Annotated in this window: 12 protein-coding genes and 1 tRNA gene; 9 read left to right on the top strand and 4 right to left on the bottom strand. The window is 62.1% G+C overall.

Annotated elements, in window-relative coordinates; all coding sequences use genetic code 11:
• The first annotated feature begins 34 nt into the window (after window positions 1-34).
• A complete protein-coding gene (locus JFC13_RS06360; RefSeq protein WP_198396263.1) occupies window positions 35-1,429 on the top strand; it encodes a dicarboxylate/amino acid:cation symporter in 1,395 nt (464 codons plus the stop codon).
• A gap of 246 nt (window positions 1,430-1,675) precedes the next feature.
• Here the strand turns inward: JFC13_RS06360 and JFC13_RS06355 are convergent.
• Window positions 1,676-1,757: transfer RNA gene (locus JFC13_RS06355), tRNA-Leu, on the bottom strand.
• 160 nt (window positions 1,758-1,917) lie between these two features.
• Between JFC13_RS06355 and JFC13_RS06350 the strand changes: the two genes are divergently transcribed.
• Entirely contained in the window at window positions 1,918-2,538 is a 621-nt protein-coding gene (locus JFC13_RS06350) for an ANTAR domain-containing response regulator (RefSeq protein WP_408610728.1), read from the top strand.
• Window positions 2,539-2,672: 134 nt separating this feature from the next.
• Here JFC13_RS06350 and JFC13_RS06345 read toward each other — a convergent pair whose 3' ends face one another.
• Window positions 2,673-3,131 (bottom strand): PaaI family thioesterase, encoded by a 459-nt coding sequence (locus tag JFC13_RS06345; protein ID WP_198396262.1) that lies wholly within the window; start codon window positions 3,129-3,131, stop codon window positions 2,673-2,675.
• A 41-nt stretch (window positions 3,132-3,172) separates the two neighbouring features.
• On the opposite strand from JFC13_RS06345, the gene polA reads away from it, so the two are divergent.
• On the top strand, window positions 3,173-5,839 hold the full coding sequence (gene polA, locus JFC13_RS06340; protein WP_198396261.1) for a DNA polymerase I: 2,667 nt from the start codon (window positions 3,173-3,175) through the stop codon (window positions 5,837-5,839).
• A gap of 304 nt (window positions 5,840-6,143) precedes the next feature.
• On the opposite strand, the gene JFC13_RS06335 is transcribed toward polA, so the two are convergent.
• A complete protein-coding gene (locus JFC13_RS06335; protein ID WP_198396260.1) occupies window positions 6,144-6,983 on the bottom strand; it encodes a class I SAM-dependent methyltransferase in 840 nt (279 codons plus the stop codon).
• A 204-nt stretch (window positions 6,984-7,187) separates the two neighbouring features.
• On the opposite strand from JFC13_RS06335, the gene rpsA reads away from it, so the two are divergent.
• The 5 genes from rpsA (at window position 7,188) to JFC13_RS06310 (ending at window position 15,192) form a co-directional block, all read left to right on the top strand.
• Complete coding sequence (gene rpsA, locus JFC13_RS06330) at window positions 7,188-8,675, top strand: 30S ribosomal protein S1 (protein ID WP_069600240.1); 1,488 nt, start codon at window positions 7,188-7,190, stop codon at window positions 8,673-8,675.
• A 46-nt stretch (window positions 8,676-8,721) separates the two neighbouring features.
• Window positions 8,722-10,542 carry a hypothetical protein gene (locus JFC13_RS06325; protein WP_198396259.1) on the top strand — a complete coding sequence of 607 codons (1,821 nt, stop codon included), beginning with the start codon at window positions 8,722-8,724 and terminating at the stop codon, window positions 10,540-10,542.
• A gap of 9 nt (window positions 10,543-10,551) precedes the next feature.
• Window positions 10,552-11,712 carry a dephospho-CoA kinase gene (coaE, locus tag JFC13_RS06320; RefSeq protein ID WP_198396258.1) on the top strand — a complete coding sequence of 387 codons (1,161 nt, stop codon included), beginning with the start codon at window positions 10,552-10,554 and terminating at the stop codon, window positions 11,710-11,712.
• Between the two features lie 83 nt (window positions 11,713-11,795).
• Window positions 11,796-13,928, top strand: a complete 2,133-nt coding sequence (gene uvrB, locus JFC13_RS06315; protein ID WP_232488271.1) for an excinuclease ABC subunit UvrB — start codon at window positions 11,796-11,798, stop codon at window positions 13,926-13,928.
• Between the two features lie 202 nt (window positions 13,929-14,130).
• Window positions 14,131-15,192 carry a TerC family protein gene (locus JFC13_RS06310; RefSeq protein ID WP_198396257.1) on the top strand — a complete coding sequence of 354 codons (1,062 nt, stop codon included), beginning with the start codon at window positions 14,131-14,133 and terminating at the stop codon, window positions 15,190-15,192.
• 139 nt (window positions 15,193-15,331) lie between these two features.
• Here the strand turns inward: JFC13_RS06310 and JFC13_RS06305 are convergent, their stop codons facing one another.
• On the bottom strand, window positions 15,332-15,622 hold the full coding sequence (locus JFC13_RS06305) for a YciI family protein (protein WP_198396256.1): 291 nt from the start codon (window positions 15,620-15,622) through the stop codon (window positions 15,332-15,334).
• A gap of 66 nt (window positions 15,623-15,688) precedes the next feature.
• On the opposite strand from JFC13_RS06305, the gene JFC13_RS06300 reads away from it, so the two are divergent.
• Window positions 15,689-18,214: a DEAD/DEAH box helicase gene (locus tag JFC13_RS06300; protein WP_198396255.1), complete on the top strand. Its 2,526-nt coding sequence runs from the start codon at window positions 15,689-15,691 to the stop codon at window positions 18,212-18,214.
• Window positions 18,215-18,226: the final 12 nt, after the last annotated feature.

The raw sequence follows: 18,226 nt of genomic DNA, 5'->3' as shown, positions 1-18,226 counted from the left end.
ATTCGGAAACCGACAGACGAAGAAGAGGAGTGGCATGAGATTGCCCAAGTGGAGTCGATCATTCGGGGTGCAGGTCACCATAGCCCTGATTGCGGGCGTGATCCTCGGGCTGATCGCCCGATCCTGGGGTCCGGTCAGTGAGAGTCAGGACAACTGGCTCGGTCAGACCTTGGACACCATCGGATCGTCCTACGTGACACTCCTCAAGGCGGCCGTCGTGCCCCTCGTCATCACCGCGATCATCGCCAGCATCGGCAATCTGCGCAAGGTCACGAATGCGGCCAGGCTCGCAGTCTCCACGCTTCTGTGGTTCGCCTTCACCGCACTCATCGCCGTCCTCATCGGGCTCATCCTCGGTGTTGTGATTCAGCCGGGCATGCACGCTGACGCCGCATCGTTGAGCGGTTCCGCCCCTGATTCTCAAGGCAGCTGGATCGGCTTCCTGACCGGTCTTGTGCCCGTGAACTTCCTCGGCCTCGAGGTCGCGACCTCACCCGATGAGGCCGGCGGCCTGGTCTCCGAGGTCGACTTCAACATCCTTCAGCTCATCATCGTCTCCGGTGCCATCGGCATCGCCGCGGTCAAGGTCGGCAAGGCCGCCGAACCTTTCCTCCAGTTCGTCGAAGCGGCCTTGGCCGTCGTGCAGAAGGTGGTCTGGTGGATCGTGCGCATCGCACCGATCGGCACCCTCGGCCTCATCGGCAACGCGGTCAACTCCTACGGGTGGTCGACCATGGGTTCCCTGCTGTGGTTCGTCGTCGCTGTGTACGTGGGACTGGCGATCGTCTTCTTCGTCGTCTATCCGACACTGGCCAAGCTCAACGGTCTCTCCGTTCGTCAGTACTTCTCCGGTGTGTGGCCGGCCGCCCAGATGGGCTTCGTGTCCCGGTCATCGATCGGCACCATGCCTGTGACCCAGAAGGTCACGACCGACAACTTCGGCGTTCCGCAGAGTTACGCCGCCTTCGCAGTCCCCTTCGGGGCGACGACGAAGATGGACGGCTGTGCCGCGATCTATCCGGCGATCGCCGCTGTCTTTGTGGCCCAGTTCTTTGGAATCGATCTCACGATCGTGCAGTACTTCCTGATCGTGTTCGTCTCGGTCATCGGTTCGGCGGCAACGGCCGGAACGACCGGTGCCACTGTGATGCTGACTCTCACGCTGTCCACCCTCGGGCTGCCCCTTGAAGGTGTGGGTCTGCTCCTGGCGATCGAGCCGATCGTCGACATGGGGCGCACAGCGCTCAATGTCTCGGGACAGGCTCTCGTTCCCGCCATTGTGGCCAAACGCCACGGCATCCTCGATGTCGACCGCTACGATGCTGCTCGTGTGGACGGCTATGTGCCGGTCGATGAGGACACAGAGGAGACTGCCGGCGACTCCGATGAAGCTGAACTCGAACAGCCCTCGAGTGGAGTGCGTTCCTGACTCAATTGGGCACCTGGCCGGCATGAGCATTTCGCTCATGTCGGCCAGACTCATGTTGGTGTCGGCCGGACTCATGTTGGTCAGAAGTGCATTTCGAGCTGTTGCGGCGCAGAGCGCTTCGCTGGTGGCTGAGTTCGCGGCGGAAAGTTCGTGGCGTAGTGAGTGAAGGGCCGGCGAACTCAAGTTCGCCGGCCCTTCACTGCTGTTTCGTGCCCTGTGACCGTCTGACGACTGTCTGGGTATAAGTACCGGATGTGGGACTCGAACCCACACGTCTCTCGACAATGCATTTTGAGTGCACCGCGTCTACCGATTCCGCCAATCCGGCTCGGCCGCAGAGCGCATCCGCGACAGAGTCGAGTTTACGACAGCTTTTATGTGATTGCACAATCGGCGGCGGTGGTGACCATCACACGGGTGGCTACCATCACAGAAGAAACTTGGGTACCGACGTCGGTGCGCGCGTGGGCCTGGTTTAGACTGGTGCCGTGCTTTCAAACAGCGAACAACCAACTTCAGATGAGTCCGTGCCGGTTCGCCGCGTCGTAGTGGCGGAAGACGAGGCCGTGATTCGTCTCGATATCGTCGAGATGCTGCGCGAGGTCGGATACGACGTCGTCGGCGAAGCCGCAGACGGCGAATCCGCAATCCGCCTGGCCGAAGAGCTGCGCCCTGATCTCGTCGTGATGGACATCAAGATGCCCATCCTCGACGGAATCTCCGCAGCAGAGAGGATCGCCAAGGCGCGCATCGCTCCGGTGGTCCTGCTCACGGCCTTCTCGCAGAAGGAGCTCGTCGAGCGAGCTCGTGATGCGGGAGCAATGGCTTACGTGGTCAAGCCCTTCACCGCTGCGGATCTCATTCCGGCCCTCGAGATCGCCTTGTCGCGTCATGCAGAGATCAGCTCGCTCGAGAGCGAGATCTCCGATCTGACCGAGCGCTTCGAAACCCGCAAGGTCGTCGAGCGCGCCAAGAGCCTGCTCCAGACCTCGATGGGTCTGAGTGAGCCCGAGGCCTTCCGCTGGATCCAGAAGACGTCGATGGATCGTCGCTTGACCATGCGCGAGGTCGCGGACACCGTTCTCAAGCAGATCAGCTCCGACAAGTAGTCAGCGTCCACCCCAACACACACCGAGGCCGACGAATCCGATGAGGATTCGCCGGCCTCCTGCGTCATGCAGTCACCGTTTGCAGATTACGCTGTCTGCAGATCACACCGCCTGCGAATGACACTGCCTGCAGATCATTTGGGCTTGGTTTTGAGGATCATGTTCGTGATTCGCACGATTGAGAGGAGCCGACCGGCGGCATCGGTCATCTTCACCTCGTGAGACACGATCGTGCGTCCCTGGTGGAGCACCTCGGCGCGGCCGGTCACTGTGCCGTCCCTCGCCGCACGCAGATGTGTGGCATTGAGGTCGACGCCGACGACGTTCTTCCCGCCGGAGATGAGGAACGAATGCATCGAGGCCAGGGATTCGGCGAGTACGACATGGCCGCCGCCGTGGAAGAGGCCCATGGGCTGAGTGTTGCCCGCTACCGGTGCGGTGCCCGTGACGTGGTCGTGGGCCAGCTCTGTGAACTCAATCCCCATCTTCGCCGCCAGATCACCGACTGCGTCGGCGGCGTTGAGCTGGCGGAGCAGCTGCTTGCACTGCTCTTCGGTGGTCTCCGCAGTCAGTGATGCATCCGGTCTGAACATCGTTCTCCTTCATGTCAGTTTTGAACGATAGGCTATGCCATGTGACTCAAGTAAACGAATCCCTCCTGCTCATCGATGGACACTCTCTGGCCTACCGGGCATTCCACGCCCTGCCGGTGGAGAACTTCGCCACCAGCACCGGCCAGTCGACGAACGCCATCTACGGCTTCATCTCGATGCTCATCAATGTCCTCAGGGACGAGTCGCCCAGCCATGTGGCCGTGGCCTTCGACCTGGGACGTCAGACGTTCCGCCTCGAAGAGTATCCGGAGTACAAGGCCGGACGGGCCAAGACGCCACCGGAGTTCCACCCCCAGATCGACCTGATCAAGGACATCGTCGTCGCGATGGGGATCACTGTGGTGACCAAAGACGGGTTCGAAGCCGACGATGCGCTGGCGACCATGGCCCGCATGGGCACCGAAGCAGGCGCCAATGTCGAGGTGATGAGCGGAGACAAGGACTCGTTCCAGCTCTCCAACGAGTCCGTGACGATCCTCTACCCAAAACGCGGCGTCAGCGACCTCAATCGCATGACCCCGGCCGCGATCGAAGAGAAGTACGCGGTGACTCCCGCGAACTACCGCGGACTCGCTGCTCTGGTGGGGGAGAAGGCCGACAACCTTCCCGGAGTGCCCGGTGTCGGTGACAAGACCGCGGCGAAATGGCTGACAACCTACGGTGACCTGCCCGGAGTGCTCGAGAACGCGGAATCGATCAAGGGCAAAGTCGGAGAGAAGCTTCGCGACCACGTCTCTGAGGTCGAACGCAACTTCCGACTCAATCGCCTCCTCGACGATGTCGACCTGGGCCTGACCTACGCCGACCTGAAATGGGGCGAGGGTGACCCGAGCGAACTGTCGAGCCTGTTCGACCAGCTCGAATTCCAGGCTCTCGGCAAACGGCTGAGTGCGATCTTCGGTGAGGAAGCCGTACCCGAGGAAGCCGCCGGACCCGCGCGCGAAGTCTCCGTTGAGACTCTCGACGTTGCAGGGCTGCTAGAGAAGATGTCTGATTCCGATGTGCTCGCGCTTGACTCCGACGCGCGTTACGAACTCGGGCACGGCGATGTTCGAGTCCTCGCCGTTTCCGGCACACCGGAGGAAGCCTGGGTCGTCGATCTCGCCGAGGCGGGGGAGAGCGCCGTGGCGAATCTGAGTTCGGCGCTGCGGTCGAAGACCCTCATCCTGCACAGCGCGAAGACGCAGATCAAGGCCTGGCGCTCACTGGGTCTCGAGGTCGACGACGTTGCCGGTGACACGGCTCTGGCCGCTTACCTCCTGGTGCCCGATCAGCGCAGCTACGAGCTGCCGCAGATCGCGCTCGAACGAGCCGGAATCGAACTGAGCGAGCCCGGAAACGACAGCGGGCAGCTGGCCCTTGACCTCGACTCGGACCAGACCGCTCAGACACACGGATACAGGGCTGCCGCGCTGCTTGAAGTCCACGAGATCCTGGCACTGGCAATCGACGAAGCGAACATGAGCCAGGTCTACCGCGACATCGAACTGCCGCTGGTTCCGGTGCTGGCCAAGATGGAGCTGGCAGGCATCGCAGTCGATGAAGCGGGTCTGTCCGGGCTCATCGATGAGTTCACCAAGCAGGCGGAGGAAAGCGCGAAGCTCGCCTATGAGGCGATCGGCCATGAGGTCAATCTCGGTTCGCCCAAGCAGCTGCAGGCCGTGCTCTTCGACGAACTCGACATGCCCAAAACGAAACGTACGAAGACCGGATACACCACCGATGCCGACGCGCTGGCGGAGCTGTTCATCAAAACCGAGCATCCGTTCCTGCAGCATCTGCTGGCCTACCGTGATGCGACGAAGCTCAAGCAGACCGTCGTGGGTCTGCTCAAGACCGTGGCCGAGGACGGTCGCATCCACACGACCTACCAGCAGACCGTCGCTGCGACGGGCCGACTGTCCTCGCTCGACCCGAATCTGCAGAACATTCCGGTCCGTACCGAATCAGGGCGGCGTATCCGTGAGATCTTCATCTCCGACCCCGAGGTCGAAGAATCTCGGCTCCTGACAGCCGACTACTCGCAGATCGAAATGCGCATCATGGCCCACCTGTCCGGCGATGCCGCACTGATCCAGGCATTCAAGGATGGCGAGGATCTGCACTCATACGTCGGTTCGAAGGTCTTCGGAGTTGGCATCGACGAAGTGGACTCGGCGATGCGCTCGAAGGTCAAGGCCATGTCCTACGGACTGGTCTACGGGCTGTCCGCCTATGGCCTGTCCCGACAGCTGGCGATCGGTGTGGACGAGGCGAAGAACCTCATGGAGCAGTACTTCGAGCGCTTCGGCGCGGTCAAGGACTATCTCGATGAGATCGTCGAACAGGCTCGAGCCAACGGTTACACAGAGACCATCATGGGTCGAAGGCGGTACCTGCCGGCCCTGCACAGCGACCGGCGGCAGCTGCGGGACATGGCCGAACGTGCCGCCCTCAACGCCCCGATTCAGGGATCGGCGGCCGACATCATGAAGATTGCGATGCTCAAGGTCAGCGACCGCCTCGGCGATCTCAAGTCGACGGTCCTGCTCCAGGTCCATGACGAGATCATCGTCGACGTCCACCCAGACGAGGTCGAATCCGTGACGGCGGTTGTGACCGAGGAGATGGGATCAGCCTTCGAGTTGGACGTACCCCTCGACGTCAACGTCGGCACCGGAGTCTCCTGGCACGACGCAGCCCACTGACGCGACGGTGAGCCGGCCACCGAGGTGGACGTGACGCGACGGCGGACGTGACGCGGAGATGCGCGCGACGCGACGGCGGACGTGACGCGGAGATGAACCGGTATTCATTGTGCGATTACGTTCGAGAATACGGCTGGGGGCGACCGTAATCGCACAATGAATATAGGTTCAGCGCGAAGCGAGGTGCACGAAGAGGGGCTGTGGTGCGCATTGCTGTTCGCAGCGGGGACCCTGGCGGGTGCGCGGCGGTGGCTCTGGCGGGTGCGCAGCAGCGCGGGAATCAGTGCCTACAGCAGTGCGGGAGTCAGTCCTTATTCAGAGTGGTGGAGAAGATGACGGTGCCGGGCATGAGCGAACCGCGCAGGGGAGACCAGCCGCCCCAGGCGGTCTGGTTGGACTCCGGCCATTCCGGCTCCGTCACCGAATCGATCGTGAAGCCGGCCGTGACCAGCAGATTCACCCAATCGCCCATTGTCCGGTGGTGCTCGGCGTAGACCGGCTGCCCGTCCGCGGAGATCTCCACGTACGGCGTGCGGTCGAAGTATGAGTACTCGACGGTCAGTCCCGCTTCGCCGGGTACATCGGGAAACATCCAGCGCAGCGGGTGGGTGGTGGAGAAGGCCCACCGTCCACCCGGTCGAAGCACACGAGCGACCTCGGAGAAGACGACATCGGCGTCTTTCACGAAGGGCAGTGCGCCGTAGGAGGAGAACCCGACATCGAAGCTGTTCGACGCGAACGGCAGCTGGCGGGCATCGGCGTGGAGGAACGTCGGGGGAGTTGCATCGTCGCTGAGCGGGTGTTCGCGCTGGAGCCTGGAGGCCTGCTCGAGCATGCCTGAGGATACGTCGACGCCGGTCGCGATCGCCCCTTCCTCGGCCAGCCAGCGCGAGCACTGTCCGGCGCCGCAGCCGACCTCGAGGATCTGCCTTCGAGCGACATTGCCGAGCAGATTCACATCGGATTCGCGGATTCCCTCCGGACACCAGATGAAATCCGTGTCGCCGAGCGCACTGCCGTGCTCGGCCAGGTAATCCTCGGCAGAATTGTCCCAATAGCCTCTGTTGGCGCGGACTGAGGCCTCTTCATCGATGGGCAGATAGCCGCCGCTGATGACCTCGGCCTGATAACTTCCGTCGCTCATCATTCCTCCGTGGCGATCGCCATGTTCTGTTTCCGACTTCGGCGTGCATTCACGCCATGGATGATGCTAGTATTGACAACCGTATGCGCGTATGCATACATGTCCAAAATCGTAATCGAGACCGGATCCAGTTCTCGGGCTGTTTCACAGCATCGCCTCAGAGTATCGGATCTGGACCATAATTCCATCGGAGTCCCAACCTATATGACCACCACCACGCCGGAATCGGTGCAGCCGAAGCAGGTCGCTGTCAACGACATCGGAACCGCTGAGGACTTTCTCGCCGCAGTCGACGAGACGATCAAGTACTTCAACGATGGCGACATCGTTGAGGGCACCGTTGTCAAGGTCGATCGCGACGAAGTGCTCGTCGACATCGGATACAAGACGGAAGGCGTCGTCCTTTCGCGAGAACTCTCCATCAAGCATGATGTCGATCCCGGCGAAGTCGTCGAGGTCGGGGACGAAATCGAAGCCCTCGTTCTTCAGAAGGAAGACAAAGAAGGCCGACTCATGTTGTCCAAGAAGCGTGCGCAGTACGAGCGCGCCTGGGGCGACATCGAAAAGATCAAGGAAGACGACGGTGTTGTCACCGGTACCGTCATCGAGGTTGTCAAGGGCGGCCTGATCGTGGACATCGGTCTGCGCGGCTTCCTGCCTGCTTCCCTCGTCGAGATGCGTCGCGTCCGCGACCTGGCTCCTTACATCGGCCAGCAGGTCGAAGCCAAGATCATCGAACTGGACAAGAACCGCAACAACGTCGTTCTGTCCCGTCGCGCATGGCTCGAGCAGACCCAGTCCGCAGTCCGCCACGACTTCCTGCAGACCCTCCAGAAGGGCCAGGTCCGTCCCGGCGTCGTGTCTTCGATCGTCAACTTCGGTGCATTCGTCGACCTCGGTGGTGTCGACGGACTCGTTCACGTCTCCGAACTGTCCTGGAAGCACATCGATCACCCAGGTGAGGTCGTCACCGTCGGTGACGAGGTCACCGTTGAGGTGCTCGACGTCGACATGGATCGCGAACGTGTCTCCCTGTCGCTCAAGGCGACTCAGGAAGACCCATGGCAGCACTTCGCTCGCACCCACGTCATCGGCCAGATCGTTCCCGGCAAGGTCACCAAGCTGGTTCCGTTCGGTGCGTTCGTGCGCGTCGAAGACGGCATCGAAGGCCTCGTCCATATCTCCGAACTCGCAGTTCGCCACGTGGACCTGCCAGAACAGGTCGTCTCCGTTGACGAGACCATCTACGTCAAGGTCATCGACATCGACCTCGAACGCCGCCGCATCTCGCTGTCGCTGAAGCAGGCGAACGAGGGCGTCGACCCCGAGGCCGACGAATTCCTTGACCCTGCCCTCTACGGCATGCCGCAGGAATACGACGAAGACGGCAACTACAAGTACCCAGAAGGCTTCGATCCCGAGACCAACGAGTGGATGGAAGGCTTCGATTCACAGCGCGAGGTCTGGGAGCAGCAGTACGCTGCCGCTCAGGAGCGTTGGGAAGAGCACAAGAAGCAGGTCGCCAAGGCCATCGCTGCGGACGCCGAAGCAGGCTCCGAAGAGGCCGGCAGCGCTCCTGCCGAAGCTGCACCAGCCACCGGATCGTTCTCCTCGGAAGAGGCAGGCGACGAAGGAACACTGGCCAGCGACGAAGCTCTCGCAGCTCTGCGTGAGAAGCTTGCAGGCAGCTGATAACAGCACTCACAAGGGCTCCCGGTCGATTGATCGGGAGCCCTTTGTGTATGCACCCACTCTGCGACAGCGAGCCCGACCATGGCTGTGGTACGCGCTTCTGCTCGCTGTCGCCAGCATCTGCGTGTTCGGACAGGTCGCCGCCGATCCAGGAGGGCAGGTAGCCGCCGGCAACGACGACTCATCGCTCTTCATCTGGTGGCTCGGGCATGCGGCGGACATCGTCGCCACCCAGCTGGGCTTCGGCACCGACGGAACCCCATCGGGAACAGCGAACGGGTTCCTCTACACGGAGGCGATGAATACCCTCAATGGGGGTGTCAACGGTGCCTGGAACACGTCCCTGGCAGGACTGGCCCTGATCCTGGCCCCTGTCACCTGGGCGGCCGGGCCCATCGTCAGCTACAACCTGCTCATCATCTCCATCCCGGTCCTGGTCAGCCTCGCGACCGCGGCACTCTTCACGCGTTTCCTGACCCGTATCCCGGCCTTCGTCGCAGCCGGCGGTGTGGGCTTCTCCAGCTACGTGATCGCCCAGACCTCGGGCCATCCCAATCTCGCATTCGCTGTGGCACCACCGCTGGTGGCACTCATCATCATCCGGCTGCTGTCCCGCACGCCCTCGTCCGCACTCTTCAATCGTGAGTTCTGGACGCTGAGCCTCGGCCTGGGAGCCGTCCTGGGATTCCAGTTCTACGTTTCCACTGAGGTTCTGGCTGGCACTTTCATCGCCGCGCTGTGTCTGCTGGTGGGCATCGCCGTCTTCGGACGGAAGACCTGGACGCTGACCAGTTGGGTCCGGGTGGCGCTGGGAGGTGTGCTCGGCTCCGCACTTGCCCTGCTCATCGCACTGCCGCTCCTGCTCACGATGCGCGGACCGAACGCTCCCGACGGTGCGATCAGACCCCACGGGGTATGGAACACAGACCTGCTCGATCCCATCATCCCAGCAGCTCCGACCCTTCTCGGGTCCGGTTCATCGCCGATCCCGCGCGTGATGGACATCGATGCCGCAGAGCTCGGCGCCTACGTCGGAGTTCCCGCGCTCATCGCCGCTGTCATCATCGTCATCTACCTCGTCCGCAGCCCCAGGTATGCGACGATTCTGCGCATCGCCTCGGCGACGGGGCTCCTGGTCTTCGTTCTGTCACTGGGTTCACCGGTCCTCCTCAACGGGTCGGCCGTCTTCGAAACCGGTCCTTTCGCCCTCGTCGAGGCCATACCGGTGCTCAACAACATCCTTCCCATGCGCCTGGTCCTGCATTCGACGATTGCACTGTTCGCGATCCTCGGCTGCGGACTGCAATGGGCCCTCGACCATATTCGGAGGCGCCTCGCCCAAGCTCTGCTGGGCCTGCTGGTGGTCGCCGCGGTCTGCGCGATCCCCGGCGTGCAGAACTCACGTGAGGTCTACGTGCCCGACTTCTACACCGATTCCATCGCCGAGGTGGTTCCCGCCGGAGCCGTCGTCAAGACCGTGCCCCGCCCCCTGGCCTGGGCCGAACCACATGCCGATGAAGCCATGGTGTGGCAGTCCGTGAGCGGTTTCCACTATCGGGAGACGGGCGGCTACTTCATCGGTTCGAGCCCTGACGCGGCAGTCACCTATGTGGCACCCGAGGACGCTCTCGACGAGCTGCTGCACGAGACGGTGTACTCGGGCGCACCCTTCCCGGATCCTGACAGCAGTGAGGTCAGCGCAGCCGTCGATGAGCTGCGTGGCTCAGCGGTCGACTACGTGGTTCTTGCCCCGGACGCGCCGCTCTTGCCCGGCGGACCCGGAGACTACGAGGACTTCCTCAACGCCAGTCTCGGCACACCCTCCTTCGCCGACGACGGGGTACTGGTCTACCCGCTGAATCGTTAGGCTGAGCTCATGCTGAAAATTGGTCTCACCGGTGGAATCGGTGCAGGGAAGTCAACCGTGTCCGAGATCCTCGCCGCGCATGGTGCGGTGATCATCGATGCCGACAAGATCGCCCGGGAGGTCGTCGCGCCGGGGGAGCCCCTGCTCGAGGAGCTGGCCGAGAGATTCGGTGCCGATGTCATCGCCGATGACGGCGGGCTCGACCGGGCGCAGCTGGCAGCATCGGCATTCGTCGACGAGGAGTCGACCGGTGCGCTGAACGCACTCATGCATCCCGCGATCCGCGACCGCACACTCGAGCACTTCGCGAGGCATTCCGACGCCGAGGTGGTCGTCCACGATGTGCCGCTGCTGGTCGAGAATGCGATGACCCCTGCCTATCACCTCAATCTCCTCGTCGATGTTCCATCCGACCTCCGACTGCAGCGTCTGATGAGTGCCCGCGGCATGGACCGCGCGGATGCCGAATCGCGCATCGCCAGGCAGGCCGACGACGAAGATCGCTATGCAGTCTGCGACGTGATCATCGGCAATGCAGGCTCGGTCAGCCAGACGCAGGACCGAGTTGCGCGCCTCGTCGACGACCGGATCCTGCCGTTCGCGGCCAATCTGGAAGCCCGGCGTCGTGCGGAACGGGGGCCGGCCGAGCTCGTCGACCCGACTGGTCAGGACTGGCCGATGCAGGCGCAGCGGATCATCGCGAAGCTGCACCACGGCATCGGCACACGGTTCCGCATCGATCACATCGGTTCCACAGCTGTACCGGGCCTGGCGGCCAAGGACGTCATCGACCTCCAGCTCCTCGTGCCCGATCTCGGCACCGCACGTGAACTGTCTGCCACCTTGGCCGAGCTGGGATATCCGGGCGATGACGCGGTCGACAACCTCGGCGAGGGGCAGTTCGAGTCCAAACGATTCCACGCGAACACGGACCCGGGGCGGGCAGTCAATCTTCATGTCCGAGCCGAGGATTCCTTCGGTGCCGTCTTCGCACGGTCGTTCGTCGAACTGATGCGCACGGACTCAGCCGAACGCGAGAGGTACGCACAGGTGAAGCGAACTCTGGCCGATGACCACGCCCGCGACGGGCACACCGCGGGATATGCGGACGCGAAGGAACCGTACTTCCTGACGATGCGCCGACGACTCGTCCCAGCCAGCTTCGACTGAGCACTTCACAACGACTGAGCAGTTCACAACAGAGTCTCGGCTCAACGGTGCACTGTGTCATGGGCGAGGGTTAGTGTTGGACCATGAGCTCAGAACGTCCCCTGCCAGCCATCGGCCATAGGCCAGATGTCACCCGCACAGTCGCCCCGTTCGAAGTCGTCTCCGAATACTCTCCATCCGGCGATCAGCCCACTGCGATCACCGAGATCTCGGAGCGACTCGACCAGGGAGAGCGGGACATCGTGCTGCTGGGTGCCACCGGTACGGGCAAGTCCGCGACCACAGCCTGGCTGATCGAACAGGTTCAGCGACCGACCCTGATCATGGCACCGAACAAGACTCTGGCCGCGCAGCTGGCCAATGAGTTCCGGCAGCTGCTGCCCAACAACGCGGTCGAATACTTCGTCTCCTACTACGACTACTATCAGCCCGAGGCCTACGTCCCGCAGACCGACACCTTCATCGAGAAGGACTCCTCGGTCAACGATGAGGTCGAACGCCTGCGCCACTCCGCGACGAACTCCCTGCTGACCCGCCGAGACGTCGTCGTCGTCTCCACCGTGTCCTGCATCTACGGCCTGGGCACACCGGAGGAGTACGTCGACCGGATGGTGACCCTCAAGCGGGGCGAGCAGTGCGACCGCGACGAGCTCCTCAAGCGCTTCGTATCGATGCAGTATGCACGCAACGACATGGCATTCACCCGTGGTACCTTCCGCGTCCGAGGCGACACCGTCGAGATCATCCCGCAGTATGAGGAACTCGCCCTGCGAATCGAGTTCTTCGGTGACGAGATCGAGACGCTCCAGACGCTGCATCCTCTGACGGGCGAGATCGTCCGGGAAGAGGAGACGATCCACGTCTTCCCCGCTTCGCACTACGTCGCCGGAGAGAACCGGATGGGGCGAGCCGTCAGCGAGATCGAGAACGAACTGCAGACACGGTTGAGCGAGTTCGAATCGCAGAACAAACTTCTCGAGGCTCAACGTCTGAAGATGCGCACCACCTACGACCTCGAGATGATGGAGTCGATGGGGTTCACCTCCGGCATCGAGAACTACTCCCGGCACATCGACGGACGGCCCGCCGGGTCGGCACCGAACTGTCTGCTCGACTACTTCCCAGAGGACTTCCTCCTCGTCATCGACGAATCCCACGTCACGGTCCCTCAGATCGGCGGAATGTACGAAGGCGACATGTCGCGCAAGCGCACACTGGTCGAACACGGATTCCGCCTCCCCAGCGCGATGGACAACAGGCCACTGAAATTCGACGAGTTCCGTGAACGCATCGGACAGGCCGTGTATCTGTCGGCGACCCCGGGCAACTTCGAGCTGGGAAATGCGAATGGCTACGTCCAGCAGATCATCCGACCCACTGGTCTCGTCGACCCGGAGATCGTCGTCAAGCCGACAAAGGGACAGATCGACGACCTGCTCGACGAGATCAGAACTCGCGTCGATGCTCAGGAAAGAGTCCTGGTCACCACGCTGACGAAGAAGATGGCCGAGGATCTCACGGACTACCTCCTCGAACACGATGTGAGAGTGCAGTACCTCCACTCGGACGTCGACACCCTGCGCCGAGTCGAGCTTCTGACAGAGCTGAGGGCCGGCGAGTTCGATGTCCTCGTCGGAATCAACCTTCTGCGTGAGGGCCTCGACCTGCCCGAGGTCTCCCTTGTGGCCATCCTCGACGCTGACAAGGAGGGCTTCCTGCGTTCGGCCACCTCCCTGATCCAGACGATCGGTCGCGCGGCTCGTAACATCAACGGCCAGGTCCATATGTATGCCGACACGATCACACGGTCCATGCGTGAGGCCATCGACGAGACCGATCGTCGACGCGAGATACAGGTCGCGCACAACAAGGAACACGGCATCGACCCCATGCCGCTGGTCAAGAAGATCGCCGACATCACCGAACGGCTGCAGCGAGAGGACGCGGACACGCGTGAGCTGCTGACCGAATTCGACTACGGCAAGGGCAAACGCGGGTACAACTCCACGCTCACCGACGAACAGCGTCAGGCTGCAGGCAAGTCCGGTACCCTGCGCCCACCGGCAGCCGACCTGACCGAGCTCATCGAGTCTCTGACCTCGCAGATGCACACGGCGGCAGCGGAGCTGCAGTTCGAGCTCGCGGCACGTCTCAGGGATGAACTCTCGGATCTCAAGAAGGAACTGCGGCAGATGAAGCAGGCCGGGCACGCCTGATTCGACCCGCGTGCTCATGCACATGCGTCCGCACGACTATACTGGTGTGGCTGGCGAAAGGGAGTATCCCGTCCATCCGTGCTCGTCACCACGATCCCTCAGAGGGTCCGGTCACGGAGCGCACGCCGCCACTTCTTCAGTGGTCATAGCGTGGGAGAGACTTTCGGCACGGGTACATCACCGACACCTTTGAAAGGCATCCATGGATATCCTGTCCTCCACACTCGCAGCCGGCGGTCAAGCCGCAGCCGGCAGTGAGTCCGCCATCCCGCCGTGGTTCATGATCACCTCAGGCATCGTCGTCGTCGCGATCCTCATCTTCGACCTCCTCCTCGTCATCAAACGTCCTCACACACCGTCGATGAAGGAAGCGGGCATCTGGGTCGCGTTCTACGTCGGCCTCGCCATCGTATTCGCCGGTGCGCTCTTCGCCATCGGAGATTCAACGCACGGCAGTGAGTTCCTCACCGGCTGGCTGCTCGAATACTCGCTGAGCATCGACAACCTGTTCGTGTTCATCATCATCATGGGCAGCTTCTCGGTGCCACGGAAGTACCAGCAGGAAGTCCTGATGGTGGGCATCATCATCGCCATCGTCTTCCGCGGCATCTTCATCCTGGCCGGTTCCGCAATCATCACGGCCTTCGTCGAGGTCTTCTTCATCTTCGGCATCTTCCTCCTCATCGTCGCCTACCGACAGGCATTCAGCAATGAAGATGAGGGCGACGGAGAGAACGGTCTCATTCGACTCCTGCGCAAACGGATCAACGTCGTCGACGAGTACCACGGCAACAGCCTGCGCGTGACGATCGAGGGCAAGAAGTACTGGACGCCCATGTTCATCGTCTTCATCGCGATCGGGTCCACGGACGTCATGTTCGCACTCGACTCGATTCCGGCGATCTTCGGCGTCACCCAGAATACGTTCCTCGTCTTCACAGCGAACGTCTTCGCGCTGATGGGTCTGCGCCAGCTCTACTTCCTGCTCGGAGGCCTCGTCGACAAGCTCGTCTACCTCCATTACGGAATCGCGGCGATCCTCGCCTTCATCGGTGTGAAGCTCTTCATCCATGCTCTGCACGAATCGGACTGGGAATTCCTGTCCTGGGGTCAATCAATCCCCGAGGTGCCGACGTGGCTGTCGCTGAGCTTCATCGTCTTCGCTATGGCGGTGGCGACGCTCGCTTCTTTGGCGAAGATGAAGAAGGACGGCATCCCTATTCGCAACTCCAGCTCCGCGGAGTCAGACGACTCGCAGGACTGAGTGACCGTTCCGGTTGCCGCAGGTGCAACTGTGCGCGGGTGTCCTCCCGAATGGGGACACCCGCGCACGCGGGCCATGTGGCCCGAGGCTCAAGCCTCGAAGGCTCAAGCCTCGAAGACTTAAGCCTCTGAGATTAGACTCAGTCTTGGGAGAACGGACCGAAGACTGGGGTCCACTCCCGAACGATCGTCTCGTCGATGACACCGATCGACGCATAGGGATCGTTCGCCAGAAGGGCATCGATTTCCTTGCGGTCGGCGGCCTGCATCAACAGCAGACCTCCGGGAACCGGATCATTGTCCAAGGGGCCGGAGGCCAAAATGGTTTCGGCTTCGTACAGATCGGCCTGCCACGCACGGTGTGCAGGTCGTGACTCCATCCGGGCGTCGGTATCTGGTCCATAGACATAGCTGACAGCGAAAACCGGCATCTGAAACTCCTGAGGTTCGATCAATAGGATGGACATCAGTCTAAACGGAAAGGTCTGTGCATACTTGTGGTGCGATTGCAGGAGATCCCAGCGGAGTTCGCTGATGAAGACGCAGTGTATGAGGCATTCGGCCACTACTGCGAAGAGCTGGGAATCGAACCGTATCCGGCCCAGGACGAAGCCATCCTCAATATTTTGGCCGGCGACAACACGATCGTGGCCACTCCCACAGGTTCGGGCAAGTCCCTCGTGGCACTGTTCGCCCTCTACCAATCATTCACCCGCGGGATCAGGGCCTACTACACGGCCCCGCTCAAGGCGCTGGTGAGCGAGAAGTTCTTCTCCCTCATCGACGCTTTCGGCGCGGAGAACGTCGGGATGATCACCGGCGATTCCACCGTCAACGGGGATGCGCCCGTGATCTGTGCGACGGCCGAGATCCTGGCGAACCAGGCTCTGCGCGAAGGCGGAATGGTCGACGCTGGCATGGTCGTGATGGACGAATTCCATTATGTCGCCGATCCCTCACGCGGATGGGCATGGCAGGTGCCCCTGCTCGAGATGCCACAGGCGCAGTTCGTTCTCATGTCGGCGACACTGGGCGACACGAGTGAAATCTGTCGCACCATGGAAGAGACCACCGGCCGCGACAGCTCCGTCGTCACCTCGGCGACCCGACCGGTTCCGCTGGAGTACGAGTACTCCACCGAGACGCTCTCCGACACATTGCGCTCCCTGGTGCGCAACGACAAAGCCCCCGTCTATGTCGTGTCCTACTCCCAGGCGGGCGCCATCGATCTGGCCACGGGCCTGCTGTCCGTCGATCTGGCGTCGAAGGAGCAGAAGGCCGCGGTCGCAGCAGCCATCAAGGGGTTCACCTTCGCGAAAGGATTCGGACAGAGCCTGCGCAAACTGCTCCTGCACGGCGTCGGTGTCCACCACGCCGGCATGCTGCCCAAATATCGCCGGCTGGTCGAACAGCTCGCGCTCAAGGGGCTGCTGCTGGTCATCTCAGGTACCGACACGCTCGGCGTCGGCATCAACGTTCCCATCCGCTCCGTGCTGCTGACAGGCCTGACGAAATTCGACGGCCGGAAGATGCGCAAACTCAGCGTCCGCGAATTCCAGCAGCTGGCAGGCCGTGCGGGTCGCGCGGGGTTCGACACCCGCGGCTACGTCATCGCTCAGGCTCCCGAACATGTCATCGAGAACATGCGAGCAGAGGCCAAGGCAGCCAATGCCGACAAGAAAAAGAAGAAGGTCAAGAAGAAATCAGCCCCGGCCGGGTTCGTGGGCTGGTCGGAGGAGACCTACACCAAACTCATCGAATCCCAGGCCGAATCTCTGCGCTCACGGATGAAGATCGACCATTCGACGATCCTCAACCTCGTCGCCCGCCCGGGATCGGACGTGGCCACGATCAGCCGCTTCATCGACAAAACCCACGAAAGCCGGGAACGTCACCTCGACCTCAAACTCACAGCGTTGAGCATCGGTCGCTCTCTCATCGATGCCGGCCTCATCGAAGCGAAGGGAGACGAACTGGTCCCGACCACCGATCTGGGGCCCCAGTTCGCCCTCAACCAGCCTCTGGCACCCTTCGTGCTCGCCGGACTCGAACTGCTCGACCCGGAGTCAGAGACCTATGCCCTCGATGTGGTCTCGCTCGTCGAATCCACCACGCCGGTGCCGTTTCCCGTCCTCAAAGGCCAACTCGATCGGCTCAAGAAGGATACCCTGGCCGAACTCAAGGCTGATGGACTCGAATACCCCGAACGCATGGCCATCCTTGACGAGATCGAGGGCCCGAAGCCGCTGGCAGACGTCCTCGATCCCGCCTTCGAGCACTTCATCGAGGTGCACCCGTGGCTGCGAGCGGGGAACTTCGAACCGAAGTCGATCGTGCGCGACATGGTCGAACAGGCGATGGGCTTCACCCAGTTCGTCAGCTATTACAGTCTCACCAGGGTGGAGGGCAGCCTCCTGCGCTACCTCACCGATGTGTTCCGCGCGCTGACGCACAATGTGCCCGCCGACAACAGGACGGAGGAGCTCTCGACCATCATCGAATGGCTGGGGGAGACGATCGCCCGCACAGACTCGTCCCTGCTCGACGAATGGCGCACCCTGCAGGGGTTGTCCCCGGCGGACTTCGCCGACGAAGAGCTGCCCGACCTCGATCGCAAGTTCTCAGACAACGAGCGAGTCTTCACTGCCGAGGTGCGCAACGCTCTGTTCCACCGGGTGCTCCTGGCCGAACGTGCCGACTACGCTGAACTGGGCCGTCTCGATGCCGACAGCGGCTTCGACGCCACCACCTGGGAAGACGCGATCGAAGACTTCTACGAGGAGTACGGCGACCTCCTCACCGACGGGAAGGCCAGAGGCAAGGAATATATCGCGATCGAACCTGGTTCACAGACGTGGACCGTCCGTCAGACCTTGGCCGATCCCGATGACAACAGGGACTGGGCCATCGACGCCGAGGTGGACGTGCCCGCCAGCGACGAAGCCGGAGAGATCGTGCTCCGGATCCTCGCGGTCGGAGAGATCAGCGCCCGTCCCCATTCAAGCAATGTCAGTGCCGAGTAATACAGTGGACAG

It is taken from the genome of Brevibacterium antiquum (genome assembly GCF_016107655.1).
Taxonomy (GTDB): Bacteria; Actinomycetota; Actinomycetes; order Actinomycetales; family Brevibacteriaceae; genus Brevibacterium; species Brevibacterium antiquum.
This window is presented reverse-complemented; position numbering and strand designations above follow the sequence as displayed.